The following is a 20,647-nucleotide window of genomic DNA, read 5'->3' as shown; positions in this document are numbered from 1 at the left end:
ACAGGGGCAACACTAATAGACCACTAACAAATCAAGGAAAGGCACCAAAGCCAGATCAAGGAGAAGCCAAAGCCCTAAGAACACGGCCAAAAAGCGCCGCGCAGGCAAAAAACCTCAAAACCTTTATTTCGCCAACTTGGAATGCCGCCGCGAATAACCAAAATAAATAACCATCCCAATCAACAACCAAACCACAAACGCCACCCAGGTAACAGCCTGGAGATTCACCATCAAAAACAAACAAGAAGCGACAGCCAACACCGGCACCACCGGTACACCAGGACACCGGAATGCCCGCGGCAACTCAGGATGCGTCTTCCGCAAAACCAGCACCGCAATCGACACCATCGAAAACGCAGCCAACGTGCCGATATTGATCAGCTCAGCCAGCACATTCAACGGCACCAACGCGCCAATCAACCCGAAGAAAATCCCCACCAGCCATGTCGTAAAGAACGGCGTCGCATACTTCGGATGCACCCGGGAAAGCCGCGCCGGCAACAACCCATCCCGCGACATCGCGAAAATCACGCGCGTCTGGCCATACGCCATCACCAGAATCACCGTCAGCATGCCCAGCACGGCGCCAAGGTCGATAAAGCCCGCTACCCACTTCTGACCCGCCACCTGCAACGCGTACGACACCGGATGCGAAATGTTCGCGAACTGCGCCGACGGCACGATGCCCGTGACCACCGCCGCCACCGCGACGTACAGCACCGCGCACACGCCCAGCGATGCAATGATCCCGATCGGCAAATCTCGCTTCGGATCCTTCACTTCCTCCGCCGCGGAAGACACCGAATCGAACCCGATGAACGCGAAGAACATCACCGCCGCCGCGCCGAACACGCCGTTCCAGCCGTTCGGCATGAACGGATGCCAGTTCGCCGGCGTCACGTGGAAAACGCCCACGCCGATCACCAGCAGCACCACGATCACCTTGATCGCCACCATGATGTTGTTGATCCGCGCGGATTCACGCACGCCAAGCGACAACAGCGCCGTAATCGCCATCATCACGAGGAAAGCCGGCAGGTTGAACCATGTCTCGTGCCCAGGCAAAGCGCCCGGCGCCGCCGTCAGCGCAACCGGCAAGCTCACGCCGAAGCCCGACAACAACGATTGCAGATAGCCCGACCAGCCGACCGATACCGCCGACGTTGCCAGCCCATACTCAAGCATCAAGTCCCAGCCGATGATCCACGCAGCCAGTTCGCCGAGCGTCGCGTACGAATACGTGTAGATGGAACCCGCAACCGGAATCGTCGAGGCGAACTCGGCATAGGCGAGCGCGGCGAACCCGCAGGCAATCGCCGCGATCAGGAACGACACCATCAGCGCCGGGCCGGCTTGAACCGCGCCCGTGCCGGTCAGCACGAAAATGCCGGTGCCGATAATGGCGCCGACGCCGAGGAAAGTCAGATCGAGCGCGCCAAGCGCTTTCTTCAAGCCGGCGTTCTGAGCGCTCGCGGCGATCATGTGCTCGACGCTCTTTTTACGAAACAGGGACATTGGCGGTGGGTCTCCAGTAGTGCACGCATCTTGCGCGCCGAATGTCAGGGGAAACCCGCGATTTTAGCGGATGCGCGCCTTTGCACCATTTTGGGACGGTGTTTTTAGCGTTTGAAGGGGAGGCAAAAAATGCCTGATGAAAGCGATTTGGGCGTGCCGTTTGTCTGAGCACATCGCGTGGTGGGAAGGCTTTCGCGCGCTGCATGCCCCATCGGGTGAAATCGCGCTCGTGCGATCGAACACTGGCGCTGGGCGGACGCTATTTAGCTATCTGGGGAAGAAAGCTTCAACCGGCCATCGCTGGATTCAAGTCGACGAGGCGGTTGCTCATCACATAGAAGGTCAGCTCGGCGTTATTGCGCAGCTTCATCTTTTCGAGCAGCCGGGTGCGGTACACGCTGACCGTCTTCACCGACAGCGATAACGTTATGGCGATATCCGTCAGCCGCTTGCCGGACGCGAGCATGCATAGCGTCTGGTATTCGCGATCCGAGAGCTTTTCGTGCGGCAATTGTTCGCCGTCGAAGGAGACATAGTCCGCCAGCGCTTCGGCCATGGCCGGGCTGACGTATTTGCGGCCCGCGGCGACCTGCTGGATCGCGCCGATCATCTGCGCGGCGTCGACCGTCTTCGACAGGTAGCCGGCGGCGCCGGCCTTCAGCGCGCGCACGGCGTACTGGTCCTCGCGGTACATCGAGAACATCAGTACGGCCACGCGCGGTGCTTTGCGCTTCAAACGCTTGAGCACTTCGACGCCATTCATGTCCGGCAGCGAAATGTCGAGCAGCACCACGTCATAGTTGCGTTGCGCAACGGCTTCGAGCGCTTCGGCGCCGGTTTCCGCCTCGGTGACTTCGCGCGCCACGCCGCGGTCGAGCAGCAACTGGCGGACGCCCTGGCGAACCACCGCGTGGTCGTCGGCGAGGAGGATGCGCAGGCTCATGATGGCGTGCTCACGATTGCAGCGCGCGACGCTCGGCGCCTGGAGCGCTCGCCAGCATCGCATCCCACGCAAAGCGGGCCTGCACGAGCGTGCCGCGCGCCGCGGTGCCGCTGTCGCCGCGGCCTGAGCCGATGCGCCGGGCGCTGATCCGCAGCGTGCCGTCGAAGGCGGCGCAGCGCGCCTGCATGCCGCTCAGCCCGAAATGGCCGCGACGGCTGCGGGCGGTGCGCGTCAAGCCGATGCCGTCGTCGGTGATGATCAAGCTCAGGTGGCGGCGGCCGGCTTCGATCCGCACGTCGGCGGATTCGGCGCGCGCGTGCTTGGCAATATTGTTGAGTGCTTCCTGGGCGACCCGGAACACGGCCAGCGCGGCGTCGGTGGGCAGGCGCGTGAGCCGCACATCGGCGGCACAGACGAAGCTCGTACGCAGGTTCGTGCGCGCGGCGAAGTCGCCGGTCCATTGCGCCAGCGCGCCGACAATGCCCGCTTCGAGCGACGGCGCATGCAATTCCGCGACGGCCTGGCGGCTGGCGGCGCACACGGCGTCGAGCGAGCGATTCGCAACGGCGAGCGCGGCCGCGCACTGCGGCGGCGCATCGGCCGGCAGCCAGGTTTCGACGCCGGCAAGGGCGAAACGCGTCGCGGTCAACTCGGCGCCGACGCCGTCGTGCAGCTCGCGCGCCACATGGCGGCAGGCAGCTTCCTGCGCCTGAACGAGCTCGGCCGACAGCTGGCGCACGCGGGCGCGCAGTTGCGCGAGTTCGTGCTCAGCCGCGGAGGGCGGCGCGGCGTGTGCAAGTGAAGGCGAAATGTGGGCGCTAAACGGGACGACGGTCGACGTATCCATGACTTTCCCTCTCAGGAAGCAGTGCAAACGGCGAAGCGGGTGCGCATCGGCGGCGCGAAGACGAAAGAACGCATGCGAGTCTCTGGCCTCCAGTGACGTCCGTTACGCGTTGTGCGAGATGGACAAATTGCTACGGTGCGACGTAACGAAATTTACATTCAGTAACAAGTCGACCGTACGATGGCGTCATATTAATCCGACTAATCGTGCGCCGCGATGATATCTCAAAAAAAGAAAAAAATGCAGGTGCACCAAGGGTTAGCGCCTACATTTGACGCAATGGTTGATGTCCTCGGCCGCTGGGTATTGTAGGAAGAATGCTGACATCAAATGTCAGGGCAACGGCGGCAATTGTAACTGCGCAACAAAAAAAGGAGCCCGAAGGCTCCTTTCTGTTGATTGCGCGGCGCGCGCCGCTCAATTTGCGTGTCTGCTTAGCCGACGAACGCCTTTTCGACCACGTAGTGACCCGGCGCATTGTTGCTGCCTTCCTCGAAGCCGAGGTCGTCGAGCAGCTTGCGCGTGTCGCGCAGCATGTGCGGGCTGCCGCACAGCATCACGCGGTCGTCTTCGAGCGAGAAGCCCGGCACGCCGAGGTCGGCGAACAGCTTTTCGGTTTCGATCAGTTCGGTGATACGGCCGCGGTTCTGGAACGCTTCGCGCGTCACCGTCGGGTAGTACAGCAGCTTTTCCTGCACCAGTTCGCCAAGGTGCTCGTGCGCCGGCAGGTGATCGGTGATGTATTCCTTGTACGCGAGCTCGTCGACGAAACGGCAGGTGTGCGTCAGGACCACGCGCTCGTAGCGCTCGTAAATGTCCGGATCTTTAATGATCGACATGAACGGCGCGAGACCCGTGCCGGTGGACAGCAGCCACAGCGTCTTGCCCGGCAGCAGGTTGTCGGCCATCAGCGTGCCGACCGGCTTCTTGCCGATCAGGACTTCGTCGCCGACCTTCAAATGCTGCAAACGCGACGTGAGCGGGCCGTCCTGCACCTTGATGCTCAGGAATTCGAGGTGCTCTTCATAGTTCGCGCTCGCAAGGCTATAGGCGCGGATCAGCGGCTTGCCGTCGACTTCGAGGCCCACCATCGTGAACTGGCCGTTTTCGAAACGGAACGACGGATCGCGCGTGCAGGTGAAGCTGAAAAGCGTATCGGTCCAGTGATGGACGCTCAGGACTGTTTGTGAATTCAGGTTGCTCATGGCTTCTTGGATAGTGCGAAAACAAAGGCGGCCAGTCGTTTTAGCCGGCCGGCACGGCAAGGGCGATGCTGCGCTAACCCGAGATCGGGAATCACGCGCAATCCGCTATTTTACCGCGCCCGCTGCCCGAGGGCTCTGGCGCGGCGGTTGAGCGTGGTAAAGCGGGTTACCGGACCCGGAAGCGTCGGCGCCGATGGTTGTGACGATCGGCACCGCGAAGTACGTTGGCGTGGTTGCAGCCGCGCTTCAGCAAGGGTACGGCGATGGGCGAAAACCGCGCAGGGCGGCTGCCATCGGCTGTCCGGCATGCGCCGGATAGGCGTCCCGCGCGGGCAACATTTTCAGGATGATACCGAAACCCGCCGTGCACCGCAGCATTGACCCTGCTAATAAAACTGGCAAATGGGCGGGAGGTCGGGACGAAAGGTGAGGAAATTGGGCCGTAAAGGCGAGACGCGCGGGGCGAGCGCGCGCACTTCTGGTCGCGCTGCCTGGTCTTGCTGGGTTGGTACACAAAGGTTGATTGTCGCTCGGGCGAGGAGCTGGAATCCCTTATGAAATAAAGATTCCAGCGTTTCCCGTTTTGATTACGCCGGAGCCGCCACGCGCTTCTTGCCGCGCTGCTTCAGCACTCTCGCTTGCAGCACGATCACCAGCAACAGGAACACCCCGCGAATCACCGATTGCCAGTACGCCGACAGGCTGATGAACCCCAAACCGTTTTCGAAGTTCAGCAGATTGAACACCAAGCCGAGCAACAGCACGCCGGCGATCGTCATCGCAATCGAGCCTTCGCCGCCGGTGAGCAAGGTGCCGCCGAGCACCACCGCCGAGATCGCGAACAGCTCCCAGCCGACGCCTTCGTTCGGCTGACCGGCGCCGAACTGCGCGGCGAGGATCACGCCCGCCATGCCGGCGAGCAGCCCGCTTACGGCATAAGCCATCACCAGCGTGCGGTCGACGTTCAGGCCCATCAGCCGCGCCGCTTCCTCGCTGCCGCCGATGGCCAGCGAATGCCGCCCGAAGCGCGTGCTGCGCAGCGCGAGCCAGCCGGCGATTGCGGCGACCGCCGCGACGATCCCCGGGATCGGCAGGCCGAACAGATCGCCTTGACCGAAGTTGCCGAAGTTCGAGTCGGCGGCGATCGACACCGCATCGTTCTTGCCGAGCAGCAGTGCGACGCCGTGCGCGCCGAGGCTGGTCGCGAGCGTCACGATGAAGGGTAGGATTTTCAGCCGCGTGATGATCAGGCCGTTGAGCACGCCGACGGCCATGCCGGCCGCGCAACCGGCAACGACCGCGACCCAGCCGCCGTACACGCTGGTCAACGCAGCGACGACGCTCGCAAGAGCTGCCACCGTGCCGACCGACAGATCAATGCCGCCCGTGATGATCACGAAGGCCATGCCGATCGAGATCAGCGCGAACATCGAGTTGTAGCGCCAGAACGAGGTGATGTTGTAGGCCGAGCCGAAATGGTCGTAGCGCACGAGGCCGAGCACGATGAGCGCGACCAGAGCAAGCAGGATGGGAAGGTTCTTTTTCATCACATCGAGTCCGAAGTGTCCTGGAGGCGTTAGCGCGAGCGCCGTTGCACATAAACCGCCGCGACGATGATGCCGGCCTTCACGACCAGCGCCGCCGCGTCGGGAATGCCGTGCGCGAGCAGCGTATAGCGCAGCAACTGGATGATCAGCGCGCCGATCAGCGTGCCGCCGATATACGCCTTGCCGCCCGTCAACGCCGTGCCGCCAACCGCCACCGCGGCGATCGCATCGAGTTCGACGCCGAGCCCCACCACGTTCGCATCCGAGGACGAATTCACCGAGATCGAGATCAGCCCCGCCAGCCCCGCGAGCGCGGCGCACAACGTGTAAGCGATCAGCTTGACGGTGGCCGTCGGCACGCCGCACAGATAGGCGGCTTTTTCGTTGCCGCCGGTGATCAGCAGATACTGGCCGAACAGCGTTTTGCGCACGATCCACGCGAACAGCACGACCAGCGCGAGCATCAGCAGCACCTGGAACGGCACGCCGGCGACCTTGCCCAAGGCGATCCACTGGAACGCGGGCGTGTTGAATGCCTGCAGGCTGCCGTCGGTGACGACTTGGGCGATGCCGCGCCCGGCGATGAACAGCACCAGTGTCGCGACAATCGGCTGCACGGATAGCCTCGTCACCAGCAAGCCGTTGAAGACGCCGCACGCGGCGGCGGCCAGCACCGGCAGCACAAACGCGAGCGCGATACCGCCTGGTCCTGGAATATTCAGGAACAGCATCGGCGCGAGCGCCCCCGAAATCGCCATCGACGCGCCCACCGACAGATCGATGCCGCCCGTCGCCACCACCAGCGTCATGCCGATGCCGACGATCACGATCGTCACCACCTGTGTCATGTTGACGTTGAAGGTTTGCAGCGACCAGAAGTGAGGGGTGAAGATCAGGTTGAAGAGCACCATGGCGAGCAACACGATCACTTCGCGTTGCATGGCCAGGTGCCGCCATTTCTTCACCGTCGATGCGGCCGTGGCGCGCGATGTGGCGGCGTCCGGCATAGGCGGCGTGGCTTGGGTGTGTAACGACTCGGTGTGCAACTTAAGCGCCATGACGGTCGCCCTCCAACGCGTCTTCGATATGTGCGGTCTGGGCGGCTTCGACCAGTTGCGATTGGCCTTCGCCGCCGTAGGCGATGGCGTCCATGATGGCGGTCTCGCTCATGTCGGCGCCGTTCAGTTCGGCGACGGTGCGGCCGTCGCGGATCACCACCGCGCGGTCGGCCACCGCCGTCAGTTCTTCGAGTTCGGATGCGGACAGCAGCACGGCGAGGCCGGCGTCGCGCAGTTCACGCACGATCTTCGCCACGTCGGCTTTCGCGCCGACATCGATGCCGCGCGTCGGTTCGTCGAGCAGCAGCAGCGAAGGTTCGGCAGCGAGCCAACGCGCGAGCAGGACCTTCTGTTGATTGCCGCCCGAGAGTTCGCGAATCGGCTGATCGGCCGAGCGCAGCTTGATGCCGAGCGACGCAATGAAACGGTCGACGATCACCTGCTGTTTCTTCACATCCACCACGCCATTCTTCGCCAGCGTGCGCAAGCAGACGAGCGTGAGGTTGTCGCGCACCGAGAGTTCGGGGACGATGCCTTCGGCTTTGCGGTCTTCGGTAAGGTAGGCCAAGCCACGCGCAATCGCGTCCTGCGGCGACTTCAGCGCCACCGTTTCTCCGCCGATCGACAATGAACCGTGTTCGAGCGGATCGGCGCCGAACATCAGGCGCATGGTTTCGGTGCGGCCCGAGCCGAGCAGGCCCGCGAGACCTACTGCTTCGCCCGCGTGCACTTCAAGCGATACGTCGCTCACTTTCGGATGCGCGCTCAGCTGCGTCGCAGCGATCGCCTGCTTGCCGCGCCGCGCGAGGTTCGCTTCACGCGCAGCGGCGTCTTCGTGCACGACGGCGGCGAGCGTGCGGCCGAGCATCGTCGTGACGAGTTGCAGCTTGTCCATCTCCGCCATCGTGCTTTGCGCGACTGTCTGGCCGTCGCGCATCACGGTGACGCGGTCGCATAGTGCATAGAGTTCGTCGAGCCGGTGCGAGACGAAGATCACCGCGCGGCCGTCGTCGCGCAGTTTGCGCACCACGGTGAAGAGCAATTCCACTTCGCGTTCATCGAGCGACGAAGTCGACTCGTCCATGATGACCATCTTCGCGTCTGACGAGACGGCGCGCGCCAGCGCCACCATCTGCTGGATCGCGGTCGAATAGCGGCCGACGGGTTTCTTCACATCGATCTGCAAGCCGAACGAATCGAGCAGGGCGGCGGCGCGTTGCTGCACCGCGCGCCAGTCGATCAGGCCGAAGCGGCGTGGCTCGCGGCCGAGGAAAATGTTCTCCGCCACGGAGCGGAACGGCACGAGGTTGATCTCCTGATAGATCGTGCTGATGCCGGCTTCACGCGCCTGCTTCGGCGTGCGGAAATCGACCTCGCGCCCTTCGAAGCGCACGCTGCCCGAGCCGCGCCGATAGGCGCCGGTCAGGATCTTGATCATGGTCGATTTGCCTGCGCCGTTCTGACCGATCAGCGCGTGCACTTCGCCGGCTGCCACGCTCAGATTGGCGCTGCGCAACGCGGGGACGCCGCCGAAGCTGATGCCGATGTCCTGCATCTCCAGCAGCGGCGAACGGGTAAGGGGAGAGTGCGGTGTCTGCGTGCCGGATTCCGTCACGGGTGTCCTCCTGATGCGTGTGCTGCTTCACGTGCTGCATGCATTGCATACGCTCGGCAGTGCGAGCCGCTGTGGCCGTTCGTTCGGGCTCCATGCAGGCGGTGTCGTCGAACCATGTTACGCCGCATAAAAGCGAAGCGACGGTCCGTGCTGCCACGAACGCGTCGCTCCGAACCCTTCCCGTCACCCGCCCCCCGAGGAGATTGATTCGGGGCGGAGACGTCCTGCGGGCACAGCCCTCGAAGAGGCTTTCTTCGAGGTACGGAGCGCTTGGACACTCGGCTAAAGCGCTGCCCTCAAGCTATACAACCGCGCGTACGACGGCGGCTGTCGATCAATAGCCGTACTGCATGCTCTGCTGCACGTTGCTCTTATCGTAGAAGCGGTCCGAGACCTTGACCCACGTCGGGATCTTTTCGCCCTTCGCGTAACGTTGGGCGACGTCGCAGGCGAGCGGGCCGAAGAACGGGCTCGACTGCACGCTCGCGCCGAGTTCGCCGGCGGCAATGGCGTCCATGCCACCCTTGGTGCCGTCGATCGTGACGATCTGGATGTCCTTGCCCGGCTGCTTGCCGGCGGCCTTGATCGCGGCGATCGCGCCGAGCGCCATTTCGTCGTTATGCGCGTAGACGGCGGTCACTTCCGGGTGCGCCTGCAACAGCGTTTCCATCACCTGACGGCCCTTGTCGCGCGCGAAGTCGCCGCTTTGCGAGGCGATGATCGTCATGCCCGGGTTCTTTGCGATGATTTCGTCGAAGCCCTTCTTGCGATCGTTCGCAGCGGACGCGCCCGTCGTGCCTTCGAGTTCGATGATCTTCGCTTTGCCGCCGGTCGCCTTGACGAGCCAGTCAGCCGCGCGATGGCCCTGATCGATGAAGTCCGAGCCGATGAAGGTGATGTAGTCGCGGCCCGCCTTGGCCACCGACTGATCGACGTCACGGTCCACCAGGATCACCGGAATGCCGGCCTTTTTGGCTTGCAGCACGACCGGTGCAAGCGGCTTTTCTTCGCGCGGCGGGAACACCAGCAGATCGACGTGCTGCGCGATCATGTTCTGGATGTCCGAGACCTGCTTGGAGTTCGAACTATTGGCGTCGGTCATGACCAACTGCCAGCCGCACTTCGCGGCGATGTCCTTGAAGCTCTTGGTTTCCGCGAGACGCCACGGATTGTTGCTTTCGGTCTGCGCGAAGCCGACCTTCAGCGGAGTCTTGGTAGGCAACTTCGGCAGCGCGTCGTCGGCGTACGCCGTCGCCGTGGCGACGCCGAAACCGATGGCCAGAGCCAGCAGCGAACCTGCCAGCGGACGAATCTGCTGCCTGCGCGCGTGCTTGCGCGACTGCGTGTTGAGCGACGCCATTGTCTTCCTCCAGTACCTGGTGAGGTGTATTTGCTTTTTAGTGTTTCTCCTGTCGGCCGAGCTGATTCACCCTGACCGGACGTGCCGATTATTCCACCGGGAATTATTATCGGTCAATCACTAATAATATTAATTATTGGCTTTTCTGCCTCGGTAATTACCCTGACCGAGCCGCGTTCGACGAGCGGTCCGTCGAGTTTGACGAGGCGATGCCGCACCGGTGCGCCCGCTGCGCGGTTGTGTTCTTCCTGCAGCAGGGTTTCGACGGCCCAGCGTCCCAGTTCGTAGTTCGGCAGCACCACGGTCGACAACGGCGGATGCGTGTGGCGGGCAATTTCCTGGTCGTCGTAACCGAGCACGGAAACGTCTTCGGGCACGCGCAGGCCGAGTTGCTTAAGGGCCTCGATCGCGCCCAGCGCGGTCAGATCGTTGGCGCAGAAAATGGCGGTCGGCGGATGCGCCTCGCGCATCAGGGAGAGCGTCATTTCAAAGCCGACTCCCGAGCTCCAGTCGCCGTCGCGCACCAGTTCGGGCGCGTATGGGAGGTCGGCGGTGGCGAGTGCCGTGCGATAACCCTTGAGGCGGTCTTTCGAGGCGTCCTGCCACGGTTCGCCGTTGATATAGCCGATCCGCCGATGCCCCGACTGCAGCAGATAGTCAGTCGCCAGATGGCCGCCTGCGACCTCGGCCGGCACCACGGACGACAACCCGCCTTCGCTCGTGTAGCAGTTCAGCAGCACGGTGGGCACCTGCGATAGCGCTGCCGGCAAGGTGACCTTGCGGGTGTAGACGGTCGCGTAGATCACGCCGAATACGTGCGGGTTCGACAGCGTCGCGTCGAGCACCTGCTTTTCGATGTCGGCGTTGCCGTGCGTCGAGTAGACGGCGAGCATCTTGCCGCTCGCATAGGCCGCATCGCGCGCGCCGTCGACGTTGACGACCGGATGCGGACTGGTGGAAATCTCGTCGGCCAGATAGACGATCAGGTTGCGTTCATCAGCCGAAACCGATACCGGTTCGCGCAGCGACAGCCGGTAGCCGAGGTCGTGCGCGGCCTTTAACACCTTGTTGCGGGTGGTCTCGGAGAATTTCGCGCCGGTCGCGTTGTTCAGCACGAGCGAGACAGTGGATTGCGACACGCCGGTGAGCTTGGCGATGTCGGTCATGGTCGGGCGGCGTTGAGTCGATTTTTTCATTGTGCGGGCCGCGCTGCAGCGGCGCTAAAGCAGGAGCATGCCGGTGGCATTCGTGATGCTGACGGTACCACTAATAATATGCGTGCGGCAACGCGCGCTAACCCGCCATGTGAGAGATTTGGTAAGGCAAGAATCGGTTGGTTTTGGCTAATTTATTACTAATAATATTGACCGATGCGCTTTGGCGTGCGATTCTCGGTCGCGCGGACCCTGAGGGTTCCGCCGGCCGCGCGCTGTGCGCGGCACGTCATAGGAGAGATCGATGGGCGTTCATGCCGCCATCCGCCTGAGGCCCCGCCTTTTCTGACCATGCGCGACGTTTCCTTGAATCCGATCCGGCCGCTCGTCTCTGAAATCAACGGACTTACGTGGCTCGACGACCCCGCGATCGAGAAGTCGCTTGTCACGCTGACGGCCGGCGCCATGCATGTGGTGGTCGCGCCTGAAGTCGGCGGCGCACTCGCGGCTTACTACGAATCGACGCCAGAAGGCCCGCTGCACTGGCTGCGGCCAGCCACGCAAGCAGCGTTCGATCAACGCGATCCGCTGCGCATGGCGAGCTTTCCGCTCTTTCCCTATTGCAACCGGATTCGCGACGCGCGTTTCGAGTTCGACGGCGGCACAGTTGATCTGAACGGCAACGACCTGCGCTTTACGCATGCGCTGCATGGCAACGCGTGGCGGCATCCATGGCAGGTGGGGGCGCGCACGGAGAGCTCCGTGGAATTGCACTTCGCACACGAACCGGACTCGCGGCTGTCCGGCGACTGGCCGTTCCGTTATCGCGCGCAGCAGCGCATCGAGTTGATCGGCGGCGCGTTGTGCATCACGCTGTCCGCGCAGAATCTCGGTGACCGGCCGATGCCCTTCGGCATGGGCCATCACCCGTACTATCCGCGCACCGCGCAGACCCGCGTCTACGCCGAAGTGCAAGCCATGTGGCATGCCGACGCCGACGTGCTGCCCACGCATCTCGGCCCGCACCCTGCAGTCGAGGCGTTGCGCCACGGCATGTCGCCGGACGCGTTCGCACTCGACAACAACTTCGCCAACTGGTCGCGCGAGGCGACGATTGCATGGCCCGACGAACACCGTCAACTGACGATGACCGCCGATGCGCCCTTCGATCACATGGTGGTATTCGCGCCCGCCAACGATGCGCAACTGTGCGTTGAACCGGTGACCAACACGACCGATTGCTTCAACGCGGTGGGCATGCGGGAACAGGTAGGCGGCTGCGTGTTGCAGCCGGGCGAGGAGATCGCGGCGGCGCTGAACTGGACGCCCCGAAGAGGTTAGTGCCCGTACTTCACTCGACTCGCAACCGCGCCATATACGGCAAATGATCCGACAGCCACGCGGTTTCCTGCGTCGGCTGGATCCATTCAACCGGCTCCATGCCGCGCACGAACATCTTGTCGAGCGCGAGCGCCGGCGAGAAGGCCGGAAACGTGCGGCCCGCTTCGCCGAGCAGCGTCGCCACTTCCTGCAGGCCGTGTTCGGCAAAGAGCGGCACCGAGTCGTTGCGCCAGTCGTTGAAGTCGCCGGCCAGCACCAGCGGACCTTCCGGCGCTTCCTTCGCGATCCAGTGCGCGATCCAGTTCATCTGCCGCAAGCGCGCCGAGCGCGTGAGCGCGAGATGCGCGCACAGCAGCGTGACCGAGTGGCCGCCGAAGGTCGCGCGCGCCACCAGCAGTCCGCGCTTTTCGAAGCGATGCGCGGAGATATCCCAGCGCCCGCCGAGATCGAGCGGATGCGGCGACAGAATCGCATTGCCATGCCGCCACGACGGCTTGAAGACATTCGGACCAAGCGCGATTTCGAGTTCGGCCGCGCGTGCGATCTCGGTGGCCTGACAGTGCCAGACGTCGCTCAATGGATCGGCGAGCGGCGAGCCGAAACTACTGGCCAATATCGGCGAGGGCATGCGCCGCGCCATCGCTTCCTGCAAAAAATACGCGTCCGCATGGGTCGACTGAACCCAGCGCTGCATCGCCTGCCAGGCCTGGAAGCCGAGCGGTGTGCGGCCCTTGTGCAGATTCCAGCTGACCGCAATGAAATCCTTGGGCGCTGCGCTCTCGCGGATCAATTCTTCTGGGTTTCGCATGCCGCGTTGTCCACGTGTTCTGTTGGGGGCTTCGGTTGTTCGTTTCAGTTCGTGCCGTTCGCATTGCGCGCATTGCACTAGTTCGCGCTGTTCGCAAGGCTCGCACGCACGCGATAGACCAGGTTCGGATTCTTGTCGACGATCGTCCAGCTGACCCACTGACCCGGCGGCACCTTCAGGCCCGGATGGCTCGCGCTTACCTGACGCGGTTGCGGCGGCAACTTGCAACCGGTGTCGGTTTGTCGCGCGGCTTCTTCTTCGAAGGTTTCCTGGGCTTCGATCGACAGTGTGACGGCGCTCGCATCCGCTTGCAGCGGCGAGATCGTCAGCGTGCGCGCCAGATCGATGCTGCCGCCGGGCTGGTCTTTACAGCCGACGTTATGCTGGACCATCTTGTGATGCGTGTCCGTGCGCGCCTGGCCGACGGTGGTGGTGCCGTCGAACGAATCGATCTGCTGGCCGTCGCGCATGACCTGCAACTGCCATTGCACGGCCTGTTGCGTCGCCCCTTGTTGCGCGTTCGCAAGCAGCGAAGTGCCGAACAGCACAGCGACGATACTGGTTTTCCACATAGAAGGTTTCTCCGGTCACTGCATCCGGCAGAGTAGACAGAAGGCCATCTTACGCCTGATGGGCTGAACGCCTTTCTGACACCTCAAACGGGGCCGGGTTCAGCAAAACACCATTTCCGATGAGAAGGTGAATCCTCAAAGGGACTTCCTCCGGGGCCTCGCAGGAAACAAGCCCTTGTTAGCAGCAGACCCGCATGACTGCTGGCTTGCACGCGAATATGTCCTCGTTACACTGGATCTGAAACGGTGCCCATCAGGCGCCGCAGCAGCAAGACCAGCCAGACGGGGTGAGCGATGACAACAGCAATGGTCAAACAGGAAATCGCCGTGGCATCGTTCAGCAGGGTGTACGACCCCGATCAGGTCGAGACCGCGCTGAACGAGCTCAGCGAAGGGGCGAACGAGGCGCTGCGCGCCACGTACGAAAAGATGCTCAAAACCGGCAATCTGCGCTTCTGCGTCAAGCCGAACCGGATGCCGTCGATCGACGATCTGATCGACGCGTTGCCCAACTTCTCGGAACCGCTCGACGACATCCGCAAGCAGGTCGCCTTGTGCCTCGAGACTGAAGACCGGCTCGAACTGATGCCGATCCTGTTGCTCGGCGATCCGGGTATCGGCAAGACGCACTTTGCCAAGCAACTGGCGCGCATGCTCGGCACCGCGTACCAATACGTGGCGATGAGTTCGCTGACGGCGGGGTGGATTCTGTCGGGCGCATCGTCGCAATGGAAGAACGCGAAACCGGGCAAGGTGTTCGATGCGCTCGTGAACGGCAGCTACGCAAATCCCGTGATTGCCGTCGACGAAATCGACAAGGCCACTGGCGATTCGCAATACGATCCGCTCGGCGCACTTTACGCGCTGCTCGAACACGACACGGCGCAGACGTTCATCGACGAGTTCGCGGAGATTCCGATCAATGCCGGCCACGTGATCTGGATCGCGACCGCGAACGACGAGCGCTCGATCCCGGAGCCGATTTTGAACCGGATGAACGTGTATGAGATTCCGCCGCCGGATCGCGACGGCGCGCGCCGTATCGCTCAATCGATCTACGACGAGATTCGCTCGGCGCATAACTGGGGCCTGCGTTTTCCCGAAACGCTCGGCGATGCCGCGCTCGATGCGCTGAAGCTGGCCTCGCCGCGTGAAATGCGGCGCGCGATCCTGAACGGCTTCGGCGCGGCGCGCATCGACGGGCGAGATCGGATCGGAGCCGGCGACATCCGCCTGGATTACGGAAATCGGAGGAAACCGATCGGTTTTTGAGCGTTTTTGCTCTGTTTTTGGCAGAAAACCGTCTTCGGACGGCTTTCTGCGAACACGAAACAGGCGATTCGACACTTAAAACAGGATGAATGTCGCAGCAATTGTTGCGAGTTTCGCGATTTCGAAGGGTTTTCATCGGTCGGTCTTCCGCCTTGACAGGCGCCCGGCGGCAAGGTGGCCAGCATGGCCGGCAGCGCTCTGAGGACGCAGGGCGATGCCATCGCGCGCATGAAGAATTGAGCGCGACAATCGTCGACGGCGTACACTGATCTTGTCCGGCCCATACGTTTAAGCCCTGCTCAAGACCGAATGCCCGCAGTCGTCCGACTGCGGGCATTTCTGTCTGTGCGGCGTCGTACAATTTTGTATAGCGGTTGCGTAAGGCCAGGTGCGTTCGACAGCAAGCGGTGTGCGGTCCTCGATAGCCGTACCCTGTCTTCATGAATATCGGGTGAACGAGGCAGCGCGCGGCGAGGTTAGCCGCGTCAAGGGACATGGATCAGATCGAATGTGTAGTGATCGGCGCTGGCGTCGTCGGTCTTGCCGTGGCGCGCGCATTGGCGGCGCGCGGGCGCGAGGTGATCGTGCTGGAAGCGGCCGAAGCGATTGGCGTGGGCACCAGCTCGCGCAATAGCGAAGTGATTCACGCGGGGATCTACTATCCACGCGGTTCGTTGAAAGCGGCGCTTTGTGTGCGCGGCCGCGAGATGCTCTACGACTACTGCGTCGAGCACAACGTGCCGCATTCGCGTTGCGGCAAACTGCTGGTCGCCACCTCGCGCAATCAGATTCCTCAGCTCGAAAGCATCATGGCGAAGGGCCGTGAAAACGGCGTGCTCGACCTGATGCGAATCAACGGCGACCAGGCGCAAGCGCTCGAACCTGCGCTCGAATGTGTGGAAGCGGTGTTCTCGCCGCAGACGGGCATCGTCGATAGTCACCAGTTGATGCTGGCGATTCAGGGCGACGCCGAGCGCGACGGCGCGGTGTGTGCGTTCCATGCACCGGTCAAGGCGATCGAAGCGAGTAACGGCCGCTTCATCATCAAGGTGGGCGGCGCCGCGCCGACCACGATCAGCGCCGCCTGCGTGATCAACAGCGCCGGCTTGTACGCAAATGCGCTGGCGCGCACGATTCGCGGACTCGACGCGCGGCATGTGCCGCCGCTCTATCTTGCGCGCGGCAACTACTTCAGCATCTCGGGGCGCGCGCCGTTCAGCCGTCTGATCTATCCGATGCCGAACGAAGCCGGCCTCGGCGTGCATCTGACCATTGATCTCGGCGGCCAGGCGCGTTTCGGTCCGGACGTCGAATGGGTCGATGCGATTAATTACGACGTCGATCCGCATCGTGCGGATTCCTTTTACGCGGCGATTCGCGCGTACTGGCCCGCGCTTCCCGACGATGCGTTGCAGCCCGCTTATGCGGGGATTCGTCCGAAGCTTTCCGGGCCAGGCGAGCCCGCCGCCGATTTCGTGATTCAAGGTCCGGCCGCGCATGGCGTGCGCGGGCTCGTCAATCTGTTCGGGATTGAGTCGCCTGGATTGACGGCGTCGCTCGCGATCGCTCAGCGTGTCTGTGAACTGAGCGGGCGCGCTTAATTGTCGCACCCCTCACGTTCTCATCCCGACACCCTGCTGCCCACTTCATGCGATCAACCGGCATTCCGAGTGCGTAACGTGCGCGCGGAGTAGTACCAATTCGGTTATCTCTATCATTTGGGCTGTCACGCGCGACGGCTTCATTGCTATCCTTGGGGACCGCTGTCATCAGAACGGCGATCAGTTCAATATAAATGGAGTGAGTCCCCCATGAAATCTTCCCGTCGTACGTTTTTGATCACCAGCATTGGTGTGGCATCCACGTTCGCGCTGTCGCGCCAGGCTTTCGCCGACGCACCGCAGGTCGCCGAGACCGACCCGACCGCACAAGCGCTCGGCTACAAGGCTGACGCGAGCAAAGTCGACAAGGCCAAGTTCGCGAAATACGCAGCGGGCCAAGACTGCGGCAACTGCAGCTTCTACCAAGGCAAGCCGACCGACGCCTACGCCGGCTGCCCGATGTTCGCGGGCAAGCAGGTCGCGAGCAAGGGTTGGTGCAGCGCATATAACAAGAAGGCCTGATTCCGTTTCAACCGCACACACATTCAGTGTCGCGGTAAGTGCGCCGCAACATTGCGGCGCCGGACTGCGGTCCGATCATCGAGGCGTCTGCCGCCCTGCGCGACAGACGCCTTTTTGTTGCTTGAAAACAGCTTGCGCGCTCTTTACACTCCAAGGCGATTGCTGCGGCGGGCATTATTTTTTCCTGCTCGCGCCAGGGTGCACTCACGCACGCTGAAGCACATCTACGCTGAGACGCCGTACCACGCGACATTTTTCGCAGGCTGGAGATTCGAATGGCACCAGCGTCACGGAGCCTCAACACGCGCGCCGTCGTGGCGGCTGTGATCGGCAACGCACTCGAATGGTACGACTTCACCGTGTTCGGTTTCCTCACGGTGGTGATCGCCCAATTGTTCTTTCCGGCAGGAAACGACTATTCGTCGATGCTGCTGACTACCGCAACCTTCGGCGTCGCATTCGTCATGCGGCCGATCGGTGGCATCGTGCTCGGACTTTACGCGGATCGCGCGGGACGTAAGGCGGCGCTATCGCTCGTCATTGCGCTAATGACGCTCGGCATTCTGCTGCTGGCGATTGCCCCGCCGTATTCGGCGATCGGCATCGGTGCGCCTTTGATGATCGTGCTCGGGCGTTTGCTGCAGGGCTTTTCCGCCGGTGGTGAATTCGGCAGTTCTACGGCCTTGCTGATCGAGGCGGCGCCGTTCTCGAAGCGCGGCTTCTACGGCAGCTGGCAGATGGCGAGCCAGGCGGCGGCGCTTCTGCTCGGTGCCGTGGTTGGCGCGTTGATCACGCACGGCCTTTCGCCCGAGGCGCTGAAGTCATGGGGTTGGCGCGTGCCGTTCATTCTGGGCTTGATCATCGGGCCGATCGGCTTTTATATCCGCCGGCATCTCTCCGATTCGGAAGCCTTTCTGCTTGCGCAAAAGACGGCCCGGCGCGCAACGCTCGGCGAAGTGTTCAGGAGCCATAGCCGCGACGTGCTGTGCGGACTCGGTGCGGTGATCGCACTTACCGTGACGATCTACGTGTTGATCAGCTATCTGCCGACCTTCGCGGTCAAGCAACTAAAGCTGCCTTATGCGCAATCTTTTAACGCGGTGATCGTCGGCAATCTGCTGCTCACCGTGCTCTCACCGTTGACGGGTGCATGGTCGGACAGGATCGGACGCAAGGGGCTTTCTCTGTGGTCGCTGGTGCTGACGCTCGTGATCATCTATCCGCTGTTTGCGTGGCTCGCGGCGGAGCCGAGCGTGTCCAAACTGATTCTCGTGCAGGCGCTACTGTCGATTGCGCTCTCCGGATACTACGGGCCGTTCGGCGCGTTGATCGCCGAACTGTTTCCGGCGAACGTGCGCTCGATCGGCTTATCGCTCGCGTACAACGTCGCGGTGATGCTGTTCGGCGGCTTCGGGCCGTTCGTCGTGACGTGGCTCATCAACACTACGGGTTCGCCGCTCGCGCCGACTTACTACGTGATGGGCGGACTGGCGTTGTCGATCGTGGCAGTGGCGTGCATTCCCGGCAAGCGTCACGCGGATCTCGACGCGCGGCGCAAACCGGCTTGAGGGTTCAGTCCTCCGACGCCCGCTCGTCTAGCTGCGCGCCGGTATCAACGGTGGCCGTTTGTCGAACCACGGCCGCGCTGCCTCGAGTTGCGCGGCCAGTCGCAACAGAGTTGCTTCGCCGCCGACGCGCGTGGCGAACTGCACACCGATAGGCAGCCCGCGCGCGTTCCAGTAAAGCGGCACCGACATCGCCGGTTGTCCGCTCAGATTGAACAACTCCGTGCATCCCGCCCACGCGAACGCCTTGTTCGACGCTTCGGTCAGCAGCTTCTTCATCAGGGCTTCGAGCGGCATCGTCGTGACGGCGCGCATCTGCATGCGCTCCGCGGGGGTGGGGTGCATTTCGCCGATCTTGATCGGTGCGCCGGCGAGCGTCGCGCACAGAAGCACGTCGTAGCGGCTCAGCAAATCGGTGAGACGTTCTGTGATGCGACGCTGTTCTTCGAGCGCGCTAGGCAAGCCGCGCTCGCCGAGTTTGCGGCCGACGTGCGCCATTGCCCACGTCGAGATTTCGAATTCGTCGCGCTGCGGCTTGCGGCCGGTGATGCGATCGGCGTGCAGCACCATCTCTTCCGCTGTCACGGACCAGAGCATCAGGAACGCATGGCGGACTGACGCGAAATCGATGCCGAGCGACACCGGTTCGATGTTATGGCCGAGCGAACTGGCGAGTTGCGCGGCGTCTTCGAGTGCGGCGCGCGAATCGGCGGAAAGTGAGGGCGCCAGCATCGAATCGGTGACGTAGGCAATGTTCAGCGGCTTGCATGGCTCGCGGCTCGCGCCAAGGAAAGTGCCCGGTGCGCCGAGCGGTCTGTCCGCGTTGCCGCCCAGCAGATCGAGCAGCAACGCGCTGTCACGCACGCTGCGCGATACCGCGTGATCGATGCCGAGTTCACCGACGGCGGGAGTCGGTGTCGCGCGTGGCACACGTCCGCGGGAAGGCTTGAGGCCGAACAGTCCGCAACACGAAGCGGGAATGCGGATCGAGCCGCCGCCATCCGATGCATGTGCGAGCGGCACGATGCCCGCGGCGACCGCCGCGGCTGCACCGCCGCTCGAGCCGCCAGGCGTGTGGTCGAGATTCCACGGATTGCGGCATGCGCCGAACAATTCGGGCTCCGTATAAGGCATCTGGCCGAGTTCGGAGGTGCTGGTCTTGGCGAAGATGTTGAGGCCGGCCGCCTTTGCCAGCGCGACGACCGGTGCGTCCTCGGTAGGAATGAAATGGCGGTAGTGACGGCTGCCCATCGACATGCGCAGCCCGGCGACCGCTGCGCCCAGATCCTTGATCAGATAGGGCACGCCTGCGAGCGCTGCTTGGGTGCTTCCGTCATTGGTTTGGTTCGCGCCATTCGCTCGATTCGCATCATCACGCGAGGCACGCTGACGCGCGGCGTCGTAGTCCTTCAGGACAATCGCATTGATTGCGGGATTAACGGCCTCGGTGCGGGAAATCGCGATGTCCAGCAACTCGCGCGCGCTTGCTTCGCGGCTTCGAATCAGTTCGGCGAGGCCGATGGCGTCATGGGCGAGATAGTCTGATTGCACGACGGAGGGACCCTCGCTATCGAGTGTTGAATCTGCCGGTTGCCTATGCGCGTGATGAACGGCCTGGCTGGACGTTAGGCTGTTCCTGGTTCATCGGCGCGCATGGAAGAAGACGACGCGCCGATGGCACGTCGTCTTCGAGAGAGTAACCCAGGTACAGGTGCGAGTTAT

Annotated in this window: 17 protein-coding genes; 5 read left to right on the top strand and 12 right to left on the bottom strand. The window is 62.8% G+C overall.

Annotation, left to right across the window (positions count from 1 at the left end; all coding sequences use genetic code 11):
- Window positions 1-123 precede the first annotated feature (123 nt).
- From M0D68_RS33015 to M0D68_RS32975, 9 genes are all read right to left on the bottom strand, one after another.
- A complete protein-coding gene (locus M0D68_RS33015) occupies window positions 124-1,515 on the bottom strand; it encodes an amino acid permease (protein ID WP_093644885.1) in 1,392 nt (463 codons plus the stop codon).
- 286 nt (window positions 1,516-1,801) lie between these two features.
- Window positions 1,802-2,458 carry a response regulator transcription factor RqpR gene (gene rqpR / locus M0D68_RS33010; RefSeq protein WP_093644883.1) on the bottom strand — a complete coding sequence of 219 codons (657 nt, stop codon included), beginning with the start codon at window positions 2,456-2,458 and terminating at the stop codon, window positions 1,802-1,804.
- 10 nt (window positions 2,459-2,468) lie between these two features.
- Entirely contained in the window at window positions 2,469-3,305 is an 837-nt protein-coding gene (locus M0D68_RS33005; protein ID WP_093644881.1) for a sensor histidine kinase, read from the bottom strand.
- A 434-nt stretch (window positions 3,306-3,739) separates the two neighbouring features.
- Entirely contained in the window at window positions 3,740-4,510 is a 771-nt protein-coding gene (locus M0D68_RS33000) for a ferredoxin--NADP reductase (protein ID WP_093644879.1), read from the bottom strand.
- Between the two features lie 587 nt (window positions 4,511-5,097).
- Window positions 5,098-6,057 carry an ABC transporter permease gene (locus M0D68_RS32995; RefSeq protein ID WP_200621027.1) on the bottom strand — a complete coding sequence of 320 codons (960 nt, stop codon included), beginning with the start codon at window positions 6,055-6,057 and terminating at the stop codon, window positions 5,098-5,100.
- A 29-nt stretch (window positions 6,058-6,086) separates the two neighbouring features.
- Window positions 6,087-7,064, bottom strand: a complete 978-nt coding sequence (locus tag M0D68_RS32990; protein ID WP_093644891.1) for an ABC transporter permease — start codon at window positions 7,062-7,064, stop codon at window positions 6,087-6,089.
- Window positions 7,065-7,104: 40 nt separating this feature from the next.
- Window positions 7,105-8,670, bottom strand: coding sequence for a sugar ABC transporter ATP-binding protein (locus tag M0D68_RS32985; RefSeq protein ID WP_244179538.1), 1,566 nt, complete (start codon window positions 8,668-8,670; stop codon window positions 7,105-7,107).
- Between the two features lie 394 nt (window positions 8,671-9,064).
- A complete protein-coding gene (locus tag M0D68_RS32980) occupies window positions 9,065-10,090 on the bottom strand; it encodes an ABC transporter substrate-binding protein (RefSeq protein WP_200651920.1) in 1,026 nt (341 codons plus the stop codon).
- Between the two features lie 113 nt (window positions 10,091-10,203).
- Entirely contained in the window at window positions 10,204-11,256 is a 1,053-nt protein-coding gene (locus M0D68_RS32975) for a LacI family DNA-binding transcriptional regulator (protein ID WP_175052178.1), read from the bottom strand.
- Between the two features lie 339 nt (window positions 11,257-11,595).
- Here M0D68_RS32975 and M0D68_RS32970 point away from each other — a divergent pair, with 339 nt between their 5' ends.
- Window positions 11,596-12,585 carry an aldose 1-epimerase gene (locus M0D68_RS32970; RefSeq protein WP_266226494.1) on the top strand — a complete coding sequence of 330 codons (990 nt, stop codon included), beginning with the start codon at window positions 11,596-11,598 and terminating at the stop codon, window positions 12,583-12,585.
- A gap of 10 nt (window positions 12,586-12,595) precedes the next feature.
- On the opposite strand, the gene M0D68_RS32965 is transcribed toward M0D68_RS32970, so the two are convergent.
- Window positions 12,596-13,393, bottom strand: a complete 798-nt coding sequence (locus M0D68_RS32965; RefSeq protein ID WP_093644867.1) for an endonuclease/exonuclease/phosphatase family protein — start codon at window positions 13,391-13,393, stop codon at window positions 12,596-12,598.
- Between the two features lie 77 nt (window positions 13,394-13,470).
- Window positions 13,471-13,965: a hypothetical protein gene (locus M0D68_RS32960; RefSeq protein ID WP_266226492.1), complete on the bottom strand. Its 495-nt coding sequence runs from the start codon at window positions 13,963-13,965 to the stop codon at window positions 13,471-13,473.
- 294 nt (window positions 13,966-14,259) lie between these two features.
- Between M0D68_RS32960 and M0D68_RS32955 the strand changes: the two genes are divergently transcribed.
- From M0D68_RS32955 to M0D68_RS32940, 4 genes are all read left to right on the top strand, one after another.
- Window positions 14,260-15,237: an AAA family ATPase gene (locus M0D68_RS32955; protein ID WP_266226491.1), complete on the top strand. Its 978-nt coding sequence runs from the start codon at window positions 14,260-14,262 to the stop codon at window positions 15,235-15,237.
- Window positions 15,238-15,731: 494 nt separating this feature from the next.
- Complete coding sequence (locus tag M0D68_RS32950) at window positions 15,732-16,838, top strand: NAD(P)/FAD-dependent oxidoreductase (protein ID WP_093644861.1); 1,107 nt, start codon at window positions 15,732-15,734, stop codon at window positions 16,836-16,838.
- Between the two features lie 210 nt (window positions 16,839-17,048).
- The gene (locus tag M0D68_RS32945; protein ID WP_054037945.1) at window positions 17,049-17,360 is read left to right on the top strand and encodes a high-potential iron-sulfur protein; all 312 of its coding nucleotides are present in this window, start codon (window positions 17,049-17,051) and stop codon (window positions 17,358-17,360) included.
- 275 nt (window positions 17,361-17,635) lie between these two features.
- The gene (locus M0D68_RS32940; RefSeq protein WP_266211057.1) at window positions 17,636-18,928 is read left to right on the top strand and encodes an MFS transporter; all 1,293 of its coding nucleotides are present in this window, start codon (window positions 17,636-17,638) and stop codon (window positions 18,926-18,928) included.
- 27 nt (window positions 18,929-18,955) lie between these two features.
- On the opposite strand, the gene M0D68_RS32935 is transcribed toward M0D68_RS32940, so the two are convergent.
- A complete protein-coding gene (locus tag M0D68_RS32935) occupies window positions 18,956-20,476 on the bottom strand; it encodes an amidase (protein WP_266211056.1) in 1,521 nt (506 codons plus the stop codon).
- Window positions 20,477-20,647: the final 171 nt, after the last annotated feature.

The sequence above is a fragment of the Paraburkholderia sp. SEWSISQ10-3 4 genome (assembly GCF_030464785.1).
In the GTDB taxonomy this organism is placed as follows: Bacteria; Pseudomonadota; Gammaproteobacteria; order Burkholderiales; family Burkholderiaceae; genus Paraburkholderia; species Paraburkholderia aspalathi.
Note: the sequence above shows the minus strand (reverse complement) of the source record. Positions and strands in the feature narration are given on the sequence as shown.

What these genes read in the sequence shown, in the direction of transcription:
- M0D68_RS33005 (WP_093644881.1), bottom strand. Translation starts at nt 3,305, where the DNA reads ATGGATACGTCGACCGTCGTCCCGTTTAGCGCCCACATTTCGCCTTCA.
- M0D68_RS32970 (WP_266226494.1), top strand. Translation starts at nt 11,596, where the DNA reads ATGCGCGACGTTTCCTTGAATCCGATCCGGCCGCTCGTCTCTGAAATC.
- M0D68_RS33000 (WP_093644879.1), bottom strand. Translation starts at nt 4,510, where the DNA reads ATGAGCAACCTGAATTCACAAACAGTCCTGAGCGTCCATCACTGGACC.
- rqpR (WP_093644883.1), bottom strand. Translation starts at nt 2,458, where the DNA reads ATGAGCCTGCGCATCCTCCTCGCCGACGACCACGCGGTGGTTCGCCAG.
- M0D68_RS32985 (WP_244179538.1), bottom strand. Translation starts at nt 8,670, where the DNA reads ATGCAGGACATCGGCATCAGCTTCGGCGGCGTCCCCGCGTTGCGCAGC.
- M0D68_RS32980 (WP_200651920.1), bottom strand. Translation starts at nt 10,090, where the DNA reads ATGGCGTCGCTCAACACGCAGTCGCGCAAGCACGCGCGCAGGCAGCAG.
- M0D68_RS32955 (WP_266226491.1), top strand. Translation starts at nt 14,260, where the DNA reads ATGACAACAGCAATGGTCAAACAGGAAATCGCCGTGGCATCGTTCAGC.
- M0D68_RS32975 (WP_175052178.1), bottom strand. Translation starts at nt 11,256, where the DNA reads ATGACCGACATCGCCAAGCTCACCGGCGTGTCGCAATCCACTGTCTCG.
- M0D68_RS32995 (WP_200621027.1), bottom strand. Translation starts at nt 6,057, where the DNA reads ATGAAAAAGAACCTTCCCATCCTGCTTGCTCTGGTCGCGCTCATCGTG.
- M0D68_RS32945 (WP_054037945.1), top strand. Translation starts at nt 17,049, where the DNA reads ATGAAATCTTCCCGTCGTACGTTTTTGATCACCAGCATTGGTGTGGCA.
- M0D68_RS32940 (WP_266211057.1), top strand. Translation starts at nt 17,636, where the DNA reads ATGGCACCAGCGTCACGGAGCCTCAACACGCGCGCCGTCGTGGCGGCT.
- M0D68_RS33015 (WP_093644885.1), bottom strand. Translation starts at nt 1,515, where the DNA reads ATGTCCCTGTTTCGTAAAAAGAGCGTCGAGCACATGATCGCCGCGAGC.
- M0D68_RS32990 (WP_093644891.1), bottom strand. Translation starts at nt 7,064, where the DNA reads ATGCCGGACGCCGCCACATCGCGCGCCACGGCCGCATCGACGGTGAAG.
- M0D68_RS32965 (WP_093644867.1), bottom strand. Translation starts at nt 13,393, where the DNA reads ATGCGAAACCCAGAAGAATTGATCCGCGAGAGCGCAGCGCCCAAGGAT.
- M0D68_RS32950 (WP_093644861.1), top strand. Translation starts at nt 15,732, where the DNA reads ATGGATCAGATCGAATGTGTAGTGATCGGCGCTGGCGTCGTCGGTCTT.
- M0D68_RS32960 (WP_266226492.1), bottom strand. Translation starts at nt 13,965, where the DNA reads ATGTGGAAAACCAGTATCGTCGCTGTGCTGTTCGGCACTTCGCTGCTT.